The sequence below is a fragment of the Bradyrhizobium sp. WBOS08 genome, assembly GCF_024585125.1.
In the GTDB taxonomy this organism is placed as follows: domain Bacteria; phylum Pseudomonadota; class Alphaproteobacteria; order Rhizobiales; family Xanthobacteraceae; genus Bradyrhizobium; species Bradyrhizobium japonicum_B.
This window is the reverse complement of the sequence record NZ_CP028988.1, coordinates 4,062,250-4,074,752: the sequence shown is the minus strand read 5'-3', so window position 1 is coordinate 4,074,752 and position 12,503 is coordinate 4,062,250. Positions and strand designations below refer to the sequence as shown.

General features: G+C 66.6%; 11 protein-coding genes and 1 pseudogene. 2 read left to right on the top strand and 10 right to left on the bottom strand.

Annotated features, from left to right (window positions below; all coding sequences use genetic code 11):
* The first annotated feature begins 10 nt into the window (after positions 1 to 10).
* A complete protein-coding gene (locus DCM80_RS19225; protein WP_257193123.1) occupies positions 11 to 805 on the top strand; it encodes an IclR family transcriptional regulator in 795 nt (264 codons plus the stop codon).
* A 173-nt stretch (positions 806 to 978) separates the two neighbouring features.
* On the opposite strand, the gene DCM80_RS19220 is transcribed toward DCM80_RS19225, so the two are convergent.
* The 4 genes and pseudogenes from DCM80_RS19220 to DCM80_RS19205 all read right to left on the bottom strand — a co-directional run bounded on the left by DCM80_RS19220 (position 979) and on the right by DCM80_RS19205 (position 5,487).
* Positions 979 to 1,758: an SDR family NAD(P)-dependent oxidoreductase gene (locus DCM80_RS19220; protein ID WP_257193122.1), complete on the bottom strand. Its 780-nt coding sequence runs from the start codon at positions 1,756 to 1,758 to the stop codon at positions 979 to 981.
* A 39-nt stretch (positions 1,759 to 1,797) separates the two neighbouring features.
* On the bottom strand, positions 1,798 to 2,541 hold the full coding sequence (locus DCM80_RS19215; protein ID WP_257193121.1) for an aspartate/glutamate racemase family protein: 744 nt from the start codon (positions 2,539 to 2,541) through the stop codon (positions 1,798 to 1,800).
* 9 nt (positions 2,542 to 2,550) lie between these two features.
* Positions 2,551 to 3,821, bottom strand: a pseudogene (locus DCM80_RS19210) (NAD(P)/FAD-dependent oxidoreductase).
* A 4-nt stretch (positions 3,822 to 3,825) separates the two neighbouring features.
* On the bottom strand, positions 3,826 to 5,487 hold the full coding sequence (locus DCM80_RS19205) for a thiamine pyrophosphate-binding protein (protein WP_257193120.1): 1,662 nt from the start codon (positions 5,485 to 5,487) through the stop codon (positions 3,826 to 3,828).
* A 241-nt stretch (positions 5,488 to 5,728) separates the two neighbouring features.
* Here DCM80_RS19205 and DCM80_RS19200 point away from each other — a divergent pair, with 241 nt between their 5' ends.
* A complete protein-coding gene (locus DCM80_RS19200) occupies positions 5,729 to 6,418 on the top strand; it encodes an aspartate/glutamate racemase family protein (protein WP_257193119.1) in 690 nt (229 codons plus the stop codon).
* Between the two features lie 67 nt (positions 6,419 to 6,485).
* Here DCM80_RS19200 and DCM80_RS19195 read toward each other — a convergent pair whose 3' ends face one another.
* The 6 genes from DCM80_RS19195 to DCM80_RS19170 form a co-directional block, all read right to left on the bottom strand.
* Positions 6,486 to 7,268, bottom strand: coding sequence for an ABC transporter permease (locus tag DCM80_RS19195; RefSeq protein WP_257193118.1), 783 nt, complete (start codon positions 7,266 to 7,268; stop codon positions 6,486 to 6,488).
* Positions 7,265 to 8,077 carry an ABC transporter permease gene (locus tag DCM80_RS19190; RefSeq protein WP_257197978.1) on the bottom strand — a complete coding sequence of 271 codons (813 nt, stop codon included), beginning with the start codon at positions 8,075 to 8,077 and terminating at the stop codon, positions 7,265 to 7,267. Before DCM80_RS19190 ends, DCM80_RS19195 begins: the two co-directional genes overlap by 4 nt.
* Before the next feature lie 69 nt (positions 8,078 to 8,146).
* A complete protein-coding gene (locus DCM80_RS19185) occupies positions 8,147 to 9,193 on the bottom strand; it encodes an ABC transporter substrate-binding protein (RefSeq protein ID WP_257193117.1) in 1,047 nt (348 codons plus the stop codon).
* Positions 9,194 to 9,215: 22 nt separating this feature from the next.
* Complete coding sequence (locus DCM80_RS19180) at positions 9,216 to 10,523, bottom strand: FAD-binding oxidoreductase (RefSeq protein WP_257193116.1); 1,308 nt, start codon at positions 10,521 to 10,523, stop codon at positions 9,216 to 9,218.
* A gap of 16 nt (positions 10,524 to 10,539) precedes the next feature.
* The gene (locus tag DCM80_RS19175) at positions 10,540 to 11,256 is read right to left on the bottom strand and encodes an HAD family hydrolase (protein ID WP_257193115.1); all 717 of its coding nucleotides are present in this window, start codon (positions 11,254 to 11,256) and stop codon (positions 10,540 to 10,542) included.
* A 49-nt stretch (positions 11,257 to 11,305) separates the two neighbouring features.
* Positions 11,306 to 12,385, bottom strand: a complete 1,080-nt coding sequence (locus DCM80_RS19170) for an ABC transporter ATP-binding protein (protein WP_257193114.1) — start codon at positions 12,383 to 12,385, stop codon at positions 11,306 to 11,308.
* Between the last annotated feature and the right edge of the window lie 118 nt (positions 12,386 to 12,503).

Below are 12,503 nucleotides of genomic sequence, written 5' to 3'. Positions count from 1 at the left end.
CCGGAGGCGCATGAAGAGAGAAAGCCGCGGCATCCAGTCCATCGAGGTCGGCGGAGAGCTGCTCCGCGCGCTCGCAAGGTGCGGCGAGCCGATGATGCTGCGCGATCTCGCGCGCGAGGCCGGCATGGCGCCGGCCAAGGCGCACCCCTATCTCGCCAGCTTCTCGCGCATCGGCCTGATCGAGCAGGACGAGAGCACCGGTCGCTACGAGATCGGCGCGCTGGCGCTGGAGCTCGGGCTGATCAGCCTGCGCCGGCTCTCCGGCGTCCGCATCGCGCGCCCCAAGATCGCCGCGCTGGCGAGCCAGATCGGACATGCCGTCTCGCTCGCCGTCTGGGGCACGCACGGCCCGACCGTGGTCCAGCTCGAGGAGCCGGCCCAGCCGGTCCACATCGTGATGCGCGTAGGCTCCGTGATGGCGCTGCTGGAGACCGCGACCGGCCGGGCGTTTGCAGCCTTCCTGCCCGAGAAAACCATCAACGCCGCGCTCGAGAGCGGCCTCGACCGTCACGGCGTCGGCTACAATCCCAAGCGCGCCGTGAAGGGCGCCGAACTCACCGAGATGCTCGCGGAGGTCCGCAAGCACGGCCTCGCCCGCGCCCTCGGCGATCCCCTGCCCGGCGTCAACGCCTTCTCGGCCCCGGTGTTCGACCATTCCGGCCACGTCGCGCTGGTCATCACCGCGATGGGCCCCGAAGGCACGTTCGATGCGCGCTGGGACAGCCCGATCGCGCATGCGCTGCGCGATTGCGCCGGCGGCATCTCGAAGCGGCTCGGTCACGGCATGACGGTGGCGGCGGAGTGAAGGGCCGACTGGCCGCCTTGCAACGGGTGTCATGCCCCGCCTAGTGCGCAATTGCGCACAGAGGCGGGGCATCCAGTACGCCGCGGCCCATCGGTTCTATCACTACTGTCTCGGAGTACTGGATCGCCCGCCTTCGCGGGCGATGACAGCGAGTGTGGGGCGACTTCGTTCCCCTACTTCTCCTTCACCGGCACCGTGTAGTTCAGGACCAGCCTTCCGCCATCCGGATAGATCGTCTGTCCGGTGATGTAGGACGCATCGTCGCTCGCCAGGAACGCCACCACCGAGGCCACCTCGCTCGGCTCGCCGCCGCGGCCGGCTGGCGTGCGCGACATCACGGTCCTGCGGGCATCGTCCGACGTATAGATCGACGACTTCACCATGTCGGTCAAAATCGTGCCCGGTCCGACCGCGACGACGCGGATGTTGTGCGGGGCGAGCGCAACGGCGGCAACCGACGTCAGCTGTTTCATGCCGCCCTTGGACATCGCATAGGTCGCCAGCGCCGGGATCGCCAGCAGTGCATTCACCGAGGACATGTTGATGATGACGCCGCCACCGCCTTGCGCGATCATCTGCCTCGCCGCCGCCTGCACGCCGAAGAACGCGCCCTTCAAGTTGATGCCGATGATCTCGTCGAACTCCTCTTCGGTGATGTCGAGGATGTCCCGGTTGCGGGCGACACCGGCATTGTTGACCATGATGTCGAGCCGGCCAAACTCCTTCACCGCCGTGCCGACGAGTTGGTCGACATCGGCGCGCTTGGCGACATTGCCGACGACGGTGCGCAGGGCATCCGGGCGGCCCAGCTCGGCGGCCGTCGCGGCGAGGCCCTCGGCGTCGACATCCGAGATGACGACCTTGACGCCGTCGTCCAAAAACCTCTTCGCGCAGGCCTTGCCGATGCCGCGCGCTGCGCCGGTGATGGCGGCGACCTTGCCGGATAATTTCATGACTTCACTCCAGGACTAGTGACGACCTCTCGGACGCATTCACGCAAAGACGCGCGGGCGCAGTCCGGCGTGAAACCAGGTGATCATGGAATAGATGTCGTAGACCGGCAATCCCACCTCGGCCTGAAGCGCCGCGGCGTAAGGCGGCATGTTGGTGCATTCGAGCACGATTGCGCCGACATCGGGATTCCCGGCGACGAGCTGCTTGCCGGCCTCGACCACGTCACGCTCGGCCTGCGCGATGTCCATATCGTCCTTCTCGGCCTTGATCAGGACGCGAAAGAACTCCTTGCCATTCTCGGTGCCGACCAGCGGCGTGTCGAGCGGCACGCCTGCGCCTTCGAGATGGGCCGGCGTCAGCGTCGAGCCCGACACGGTGACGAGACCGACGCGCTTGCCCGGCGGCAGGGTCGCCTGCACCCACGGCACCTGCATCAGCGAGGAGGTTGCGACGGGAACGCCGACCGCGGAAGCGATCTCCTTCTGGAACAGCGAGAGGAAGCCGCAATTGGTGGTGATGGCCTCAGCCCCTAACCGCACCAGGTCCTTGGCCGCATCGATGAAGTCGGGCAGCAGGCCGGCCGCGCCCTTCAGCACCACCTTCTCCGGCGAAGCCCCGCTCACCACGCGATAGAGCACCGGGAACGGCCAGGTGGTGCCGTTGCCCATGTCGCCGGGAATGCGGGGAAAGCGCGCTTCCAGCATCAGAATGCCGAGCGGCGCGCCGTAGATGGCCTTGCCGCCACGGGCGATGCGGGAGGACGAATGAGCCGAGTTGGTCATGCTGCGACCTCAGAGGAAACGTTCGGGCGCGAAGGGACGAAGCGGAATTTCAGGCTGCTTGCCGCTGAGGAGCTGCGCGACGAGGCGGCCGGTCCGGGCCGAGCCGAGCCGACCAGGCCGACATGGCCATGACCGAAAGCGTAGACGATATCGCGCGAGGCGCGCGCATAGCCGATGCAGGGCCGTCCATCGGGCATGCTCGGGCGATGGCCGAACCAGGTCTTGATGCGCGAGGCCGGAATATCCCTCGGCAGTTTCGGGAACATGCCGAGAAGATGATCGCGCAGGATCTCGGCGCGCTTCCAGTTCGGCGCGGCCTCGAGGCCGGCGATCTCGACCGTGCCCGCGGCGCGCAAGCCCTTGTTGGTCCAGTTCACCACCATCTTGGCGTCGGACGCCATCATCGAGCTGCGCGGACCCACTTCCGGATTCTCGATCATGACGTGATAGCCGCGCTCGGTCTCCAGCGGCAGCGGATCGCCGACCGATGTCGTCAGTTGCTTTGACCGCGCGCCCGCGGCGATCACAGCGGCATCGCAAGCGATCTCGCCGGTCTCGGTGACGACGGCCACGAGCCTGCCGCCGTTCAGCCTCAAGCCGGTCGCCTTGGCCCGCACGTGCTTGGCGCCGCTGGCGATCGCATGAGCGGCGAGCGCGGCGACATAGGCGCCGGGATCACGGCAGCGTCCGGCCTCTTCCACCACCACGCCGAAGGTGTAGCGCGGATGCAGATCCGGCTCGCGCTGGCGCATCTCGTCGGCGGAAAGCTCGAGCCATTCGACGCCGACCTTCCTGCGCAGGCGCCAGCCGAGATCGTCGTCGAAATTGCCGCGTGACGGAAACACATGCATCACGCCGTTGCGCTCGATCAGCTCGGGGACGCCTGCCTCTTCGGCCAGTTTCCGGTGCAGCAGCGGTGCGTCCTTCAAGAGATCGCGCAGCGCGAACGCCGTCGTCTCGACCCGCGCCGCGGTCCAGCCCGAGAGCAGGTATTTGACCAGCCAGGGCAGCGCCTTCGGCAAATAGGACCAGCGGATCGCGAGCGGCCCGAGCGGATCCATCAGATAGAACGGCACCTTCCTCCAGATGCCAGGCTCCGCCGGCGGGATTACCGAATGCGACGACAGCCAACCGGCATTGCCATAGCTCGCCGCCTGTTCGCCGCCGGGCTCGCCCGGATCGATCAGCGTGACGCGATGGCCTTCGCGCAGCGCCTCGATGGCGCTGACGACCCCGACCGCGCCGGCTCCGATGATCGCGACGTGGCGGCCGGCCGCCATCGCTTTAAGCCTTCACCGCGGGCATGAAATCCTTGCCGACCGAGATCGCGCGGGGATCGATGATGCAGTGGAGGATCGACGGCTTGCCGGAGGCGAGCGCACGCTCGAACGCCGGCGCGAATTCCTCGGTGCGCTCGACCCGCTCGCCATGGCCCCCGAACGCCTTCGCGTACATTGCGAAGTCGGGGTTCTTGAGCTGGGTGCCGACGACGCGGCCGGGATAATCGCGCTCCTGGTGCATGCGGATGGTGCCGTATTGCGAATTGTCGACGACGATCACGATCAGGGCTGCGTCGTACTGAACGGCGGTGGCGAACTCCTGGCCGTTCATCAGGAAGCAGCCGTCACCGGCAAAGGCGACGACGATTCGATCCGGATATTGCCGCTTGGCGAGCACGCCCGCCGGCACGCCATAGCCCATCGAACCCGAGGTCGGCGCCAGCTGCGCGGCAAAGCTGTGGAAGCGGTGATGGCGGTGGATCCAGCCAGCGTAGTTGCCGGCGCCGTTGCAGACGATGGCGTCCTTCGGCAGCCGGTCGCGCAGCCAGGTCATGACTTGGCCATACTGGAACGTGCCCGGCAGCTCGCGCGCCTTGTCGGTCCAGGCGAGGTAATCGGCATGGGCCTTGGTGGCCTCGCCCCTCCAGGCCACTGCGCCCGAGGGCTTCAGCGTCTCGACGGCGGCCGCGAAGGCCGCAGGCGTTGCCTGGATCGCCAGATCAGGCTGATAGACGCGACCGAGCTCTTCGGAGCCCGGATGCACATGGACCAGTTTCTGCTTCGGCGATGGAATGTCGAACAGCGTGTAGGACGAGGACGGCATCTCCGACATGCGGCCGCCGATGAGCAGGACGACGTCGGCGTTATCGACACGCGCCTTCAGGCCCGGGCTCGGGCCGATGCCGAGATCGCCGGCGTAGTGCGAATGGTCGGCGTCGATCAGCGAGGCCCGGCGGAACGAGGTCGCGACCGGCAGGTCGAAGCGCTCGGCAAAGCGCGCAATGCTCTTGGTCGCTTCATCGGTCCAGCGCGAGCCGCCGAGGATCACCAGCGGCGCCTGGGCGCCCGCGAGCATGGCACTGAGCTTGTCGAGGTCGGCCGGCGCCGGCCAGCTCACCGCCGGCTCGATGCGCATGGCATCGGCCACGGCGGCGGTCTCGGTCAGCATGTTCTCCGGCAGCGCGATCACGACGGGACCGGGACGGCCCTGCATGGCGACGCGGAAGGCGCGCGCCACCAGCTCCGGAATGCGGTCGGGACGATCGATCTCGACCGCCCATTTCGCCATGGAGCCGAATACCGCCTTGTAGTCGAGCTCCTGAAACGCCTCGCGCTCGCGCATGCCGGTGTCGACCTGGCCGACGAACAGGATCATCGGCGTCGAATCCTGCATCGCGATGTGGACGCCGTGGCTGGCATTGGTGGCGCCGGGGCCGCGGGTGACGAAGCAGATTCCAGGTCGCCCGGTGAGCTTGCCATAGGCTTCCGCCATCATGGCCGCGCCGCCCTCGGCGCGGCAGATCACGACGTCGATCGGGCTGTCATGCAGCGCATCGAGCGCTGCCAGATAGCTCTCGCCCGGCACGCAGGTGACGCGCTCGACGCCTTGCGCGACGAGCTGATCGATCAGGATCTGGCCGCCGGTGCGGGTGTTGCGGATGGTCATGACGGCTCCCTCAAGGCTCTGGCAATGCGCCATTATTCGGCAACTGCGTAAGACAGGCCGAGAGCGCGCGCAAGGTCGAAAGGCCCTGATCGCCTGCACGGGCGTCATGCCGGTCCGTGCCGTTTGCACGACGGCCTGTTCGCGACCTTCGGCCGTAACAGGCCCTGCAATCAAGCAACGGCTACCGAGCTTCGACATCTTCGGCTACGATCCGGTTGAACCAAAGTCGGGAGCAACTGGAATGCAGACCATCGGCCTGATCGGCGGCATGAGCTGGGAGAGCACGGCGCTCTATTACAAGCTGATCAACGAGCGCGTCCGCGATCGCATGGGCAAGCTGCATTCCGCCCCGCTGCTGCTGTATTCCTACGATTTCGAGGAGATCAAGCAGATGCAGTACGCGGGCCGCTGGAGCGAGGCGGCCGCCAGCCTGGCCGAGGTCGCGCGGCGTCTCGAAAGTGCCGGCGCGCGGGCGATCGTGTTGTGCACCAATACGATGCACAAGCTGGCGCCCGAGATCGTCTCCAGCGTGACCATCCCATTCATCCACCTTGGCGATGCGACGGCGCAGCGGATTCGGGCGAAAGGCTACCGGCGGGTCGGGCTGCTCGGCACCAGGTTCACGATGGAGGAGGACTTCTACATCGACCGGCTGCGCGCGCATGATCTCGACGTGCTGGTTCCTCCCGCGGAGGCGCGCGCCGACGTCAACCGCATCATCTACGACGAGCTGTGCCTCGGAATCGTCGCCGATGCTTCGCGTCGTCGTTATCAGGACGTGATGGCAGCACTCGTCGCTGCAGGCGCGGAATGCATCATCCTCGGCTGCACCGAGATCACGATGCTGGTCGGCCCCGATGACACGTCGGTCGAGACGTTCGACACCACGGCCATTCACGCCGAGACCGCCGCGGATTTCGCGATCGGGTGATCGTGAACAAGGGCTCGCGACGCCTCGTGCAACGGCGTCCGGCGCGCCGCCACGGCAACGCCATCCCTCAGCCGTCCTTCTTGCGCGCGCTCGCCAGCAGCACCAGCATGAACGAGGCGGCCGTCATCAGCGTCGAGATCGCGGCGATGGTCGGGTCGATCTCGTCGCGCAACGCGGTGAACATGCGCTTGGTCAGCGGCTGATACTGGCCGCCCGAGATGAACAGCGCGACGATGGTCTCGTCCATCGCCGAGATGAAGGCGAAGATGCCGCCGGCAACCACGCTGGACTTGATCTGCGGCAGCGTCACCGCAAAGAAGCTGCGGAGGCGGTTCATGCCGAGGCTGCGCGCCACCATCTCCTGCGCCGGATCGAAGCTCTGCAGGCCTGCCAGCACCGAGATGACGACGTAAGGCAATCCCAGCATCACATTCGCCAGCACAAGGCCGGGCATGGTCGCGACCAGGCCGACCTTGGCATAGACGAAGAAGATGCCGACCGCGGTAATGATGATCGGCACAACCAGCGGCAGCAGCAGCGCCATGTGGATCACGCGCATGATGCGCAGCTTCGATTGGCTGATGGCGTAGGCGGCGGCCACCCCACACGGCGTCGCGACCAGGACGGTCAGGGCCGCGACCGTCAGCGTCACCTGCGTCGCCTGCATCCAGGCGGAGCTGGCGAAATATTGCTGGTACCAGCGCAGCGAGAACGACGGCGGCGGGAAGGTCAGGAAGCGCGCGCTGGAGAACGAGATCGGCACGATGATCAGGACCGGCAGGATCAGGTAGACCAGCACCAGCGCGCTGAACACGTAGAGGACGATGCGTGCGGGCGAGAGGCGGTTCATTTCTGCCCCAACACGCGATCGAGCGAGATGAAGCGGCTGACGATGAAGAAGATCGCGAGCACGCTGAGGAGCAGCACCACCGCAACGGCGCTGGCGGCGCCGAACTGGTTGTAGAGCTCGACGTTGCGGCTCACCAGCATCGATACCATCACGGTGCGGCCGCCGCCCAGCAATTCCGGCGTGATGTAGAAGCCGAGGCAGAGCACGAACACCATGGTGCAGCCTGCGAGCACACCCGGCAGCGACAGCGGCAGGAAGACGCGGACGAACGTCAGCGACGGGCTCGCGCCCAGGCTGGCGCCGGCCTGCATCAGCTCGTTCGGGATCTTCTGCATGGTCGCATAGAGCGGCAGCACCATGAAGGGCAGCAGGATGTGCACCGTCGCGACGACCGTGCCGAAGGTGTTGTGGACCAGCGCGAGCGGCTCGGAGACCCATTCGAGATGGCGCAGGAACTGGTTGATCACGCCGCTGCGCTGCAGCAGCACCAGCCAGGCATAGGCGCGCACCAGCACGCTGGTCCAGAACGGCAGCACGACCAGCGACAGGATGAGGATGCTCCAGCCTTTCGGCAGCGCGTTGGCGAGATAGGCGACGGGATAGCCGAGCAGCAGCGCAATCAGCGTGACCGCGAGGCTGATCTCGAAGGTCAGCGCAAAGCTGCGCCAGTAGATGTCCTCGGTGAAGACGCGGCGATAATTCTCCAGCGTGAAGCCGTCATGGTAGATCGACTGCCAGGCGAGCCAACCGACCGGCAGCACGATCAGAGCCAGGATCACGAGCAACGCCGGCGACACCAGCGCCAGCATCAGGCCGTGCTCGCGGCGCTGATGCTTCTGCGATGGATCTGAGACTGATGTCGTCAACGTTGCCTCGCCTCACTTCTGCATGAACGACGCCCAGCGCTTCTCGGCGGCTTCGCCGGCGGGCGAGGACCACCAGGCATAGGACATCAGCGCCTGCTTGGCCGCATTGGCCGGCTCGCTCGGCAACTGCGCGGCGCGATCGGGCTTGATCACGCCGGCCTCGAACGCCTTGGGATTGCCCGGGCCGTAGTCGATATGTAGCGGCAGATTGGCCTGGTGCACGGGATCGACGGCCTCGTTGAGGAATTTCACCGCGGTGGCGAGATTGGGCGCGCCCTTGAGGATACAGAGCGAGGTGCTCTGCAGGACGCCCTGGTTGTAGGTGAAGGCGACCTTGGCGCCTTCCTTGGCGACCGCGCTGACGCGGCCGTTCCAGGCCATCTCCATGTCGACCTCGCCGTCGTTGAGCAGCTGCGCCGATTGCGCGCCCGAGGTCCACCATACCGTGATGTGCGGCTTGATCTCCTCCAGCTTCTTGAAGGCCCGGTCGACGTCGAGCGGGTAGAGCTTGTCGGGCGCGACGCCGTCGGCCATCAGCGCCGCCTCGAGCGTCGCGAACGGGTGGTTGCGCAGCGCGCGACGGCCAGGAAATTTCTTCACGTCCCAGAAATCGGCCCAGCTGTTCGGCGCGTCCTTCGGAAATGTCTTTTGGCTGTAGGCCAGCACGCTGGAATAGAATTCGTAAGACACCGAATACGGACTGCGATAGGCCTCCGGCATCGCCGCGCCGTTCGGAATCTTCGAGAAGTCCAGTTTCTCGATCAGGCCCTGCTCGCCGCCGCGCAGGCAGTTGCCGGTGGGTGTGTCGACCACGTCCCAGATCGGCTTGCCGCTGCCGACCTGGGTCTTGATCGCCGGCCAGGCGTCGGGAATCGAATCCTGGTTGATGGTGATGCCGAGCTTCTTGGCGGAGGGATCGAGGATCGCCACCGTCTGCGCCTGCTGATAGGCCCCGCCCTGCGAGACGAAGGTGATCTGCTCGGCCGCACCGGCGGCCGTGCTCAATCCGATTGCGCTCAACAGCGCGCAGCTCAGTCCAAAACTCTGCTTCATCGTCATCCTCGCCTCCTCCAAAGAGAACTCACCGACCGATCGCATCGAGAAACTGGTACCAGCCGGCGACCATGCGCACCGCGGGCTCGCGCAGCGGGTAGAGCGGAATCGTCTTCATCCGCCTGACGTCGAGCAGGCCGACATCGGGGCTTTCGCCGCGCACCAAAGCGGCGAGATAGCGGCCCATCAGGCTCGACATCGCAACGCCGGCGCCGTTGTAGCCCAGCGAGACCAGCGTGCGGTCGTCGAGCCGGCCGATATGGGGCACCGAGTCCAACGTCATCGCGACCAGGCCCGACCATTTGTAGTCGAGCGGGACGTCGGCGAGATCGGGGAAGATGCCGACCATCGCCTTGCGAAGTGCGTCGAACGCGGCTTGCGAGTCCTGCTTGCCGAAGGCGCCGCGGCCGCCGAAGATCACGCGGTGATCGACCATGCGGAACCAGCGCATCATGCGCTTGGTCTCGGTATAGGTGCGCCCCGACGGCATCAGCTTTCCCGCAAGATTGCGCGGCAGCTGCGCGGTCGCGACCATGGCGCTGCGGAACGGGACCAGCGTGCGCTGCAGATGCGCTGTGGCGCCGGTGAGGTCGGAATAGCTGTTGGTGGCGATGATCGCCTGTCTTGCGCGCACGGCGCCTTGCGGCGTCTCGGCGACGATGCCGTCCTTCTCGCGCCGCAGCCTCACGACGGGCGACTCCTGGAACACCGAGACGCCGCGGCGCGCCACGCCGTCGGCGAGGCCGCGCAGGTAGTTCAGCGGATGGATACCGCCGGAGCCGGGATTGAGCACGCCGCCAACGAAGATGTCCGAGCCGGTCTCCTCGCGCACCCCGTTCTTGTCGAGGATGCGGACCTCGGCAGAGCCCATCTCGCGCGTCATCCAGTTGGCTTCGTCGATCGCGGCCCGGAGCGTCGTCTCGTTATGCGCGGCCTTGACCTGGCCGGTGCGCGTCAGGTTCGCGCCGGTGATGCCGTACTCCGACACCAGCTCTTCGACCATGTCGGTCGATTCATGCGCGATCTCGTACATCCGCTTCGCCATGGCGCGGCCATGCGCGGCGTCGATCTCGCGAAACGACAGCCGGAACTTTGCGCTGATGACCCCGCCGTTGCGGCCGCTCGCGCCCCAGCCGGGGCGGTTGGCCTCGAGCACGATCGGCGAGAGGCCGCTCCTGGCGATGTGGTGCGCCGCCGAGAGCCCCGTGTAGCCCGCACCGATGATCACCACATCGGCCTGCTGCTCGCCCGACAGCACGGGAAAATCGCGCGCTGGCGCCGCCGTGGCTTCCCACAGCGAGTTGACTGATGGCAGCGCGCTCCAGTCCCGTGTCATGCCCGCGCTCACGATGTTACGCCGCGGGCCCGACGGCGGCGTCGGCGAGCGCCTTCAGCGTCGGGAAATGGAAGTCCGGCTTGGTCAGCGTCTCCACCGCCGGCGTGCCGCCGAAGCCGGCGATGCCCTGGCGACGCTCGATCCAGCACACCTTGTAGCCGAGCTTCCGCGCAATCCCGATGTCGTGGTACTGGCTCTGCGCCACATGCAGGATGTCGGACTGCTTGTAGCCGAAAGCGGACTGGCGGCCCTTGTTGTAGGCGAAGAACTCCGGATTCGGCTTGGCTACGCCGGTGTCGTCGGCACACACCGTGTCGTCGAAGGGATCGCCGAGCGCGTGGGCGTAGCAGGACAGCGCGACGCGGTCCGCGTTGGTCATCGCCACCAGCCGGAATTTCGTGCGCAGGCGCTTCAGCGCCTCGACCGAATCCGCGAACGGCCCCCAGCGCAGCACGGCGAGCTGGAACATGTCGCAGGCCGCATCATCGGCGGGCAGTCCGAGCTCGGTGGCGAGGTGACGATAGACGTGGAACATCGCCTCGCTGGAGCGCCCATAATGCTTGTCGCGGCCGCGCTTGTAGGGCTCGAAGATCTGGTCGTCGCTGAGCTCGGCCGGCGTCTTGCCCGAGATCCTGCGCACCGCGGAGAGCACGCCGGCCTCGAAATCGATCAAGGTGCCGACGACGTCGAAGGTGAGAACCTTGAAATTGCTGAACGCGGCTTGGGTCGACATGTCGGTTTCTTCTTTCGGTTGGACAGGGCTTGAGGTCAGGCCACCCACTTCAGTCCACTCTCGGCACGACGATGGTGTCCTCGGGGTGAAGGGTGACGGTGAGGCGGCCGCCGAGCGGCGGAATGCGGCTATAGGCCTGGTGATAGCTCGGCTGGCGCAGGCTGAGCGCAACGCCGTTTTCGAGCGCCAGGAAGATGCGCAGGCTCTCGCCCTGATAGACGATGTCGGTGACCGTGCCGGTCAGCCGGTTGCAGGCGGCATCCTGCGCGCCGTCGTCGATCAGGAGCTTTTCGCTGTGCACGGCCAGCATCAGCGCATCGCCATCGGGAATGACGCGGGCGCTGCGCAGCAGCGCATTGCCGAGCGCGACGCTGGAGGCATCGACGCGGCGAACCGGGAGCATGGTCGCTTCCCCGATGAAGCTCGCCACGAAGGAATCGGCGGGATGATCGTGCAGGCGCTCGGGCACGTCGATCTGGATCAGCCGGCCGTCCTTCATGACCGCGACGCGGTCGCTCATGGTCAAGGCTTCGCGCTGGTCATGGGTGACATAGATGATGGTGGCCTGGATGCGCCGGTGCAGCGCGCGCAGCTCGATCTGCATGGATTCGCGCAGCTGCTTGTCGAGCGCCGACAGCGGCTCGTCCATCAGGATCAGCCGCGGCTCGAAGATCATGGCACGCGCCAGCGCCACGCGCTGGCGCTGGCCGCCGGAGAGCTGTGCAATGCCGCGCTCCTCATAGCCGGCGAGCCCGACCGTGCCGAGCGCCGCGCGCACCTTGTCGGGCCAGGACGCCTTCGGCAGGCGCCGCGCACGCAAGGGGAAGGCGACGTTCTCGCCGACGCTCATATGCGGGAACAGCGCGTAGTTCTGGAACACGACGCCGATATCGCGCTTGTGCGGCGGCATGTAGGTGACGTCGCGGCCGCCGAACAGGATCGTGCCCGCCGAGGGCAGGATGAAGCCGCCCAGAATTCCAAGCAGCGTGGTCTTGCCCGAGCCGGAGGGGCCGAGCAGCGAGACGAACTCGCCGGCGCCGACATTGAGGGAGACGTCGTCGAGGGCGCGGACGGGGCCATAGGCCTTGCTCGCGGATCTGATCTCGACGCTTTCCGCTCGTTTGTCCAACGATCGACCTCGCCCGTCCCTGCAATGGCGTGCCTCACTGCGCGCCATAAGCCTGCTTTATAGACAGGGAATCCGAGCACTCGGGATCGAAGCGTGCGCCGCACCAAATCCTTGCTCG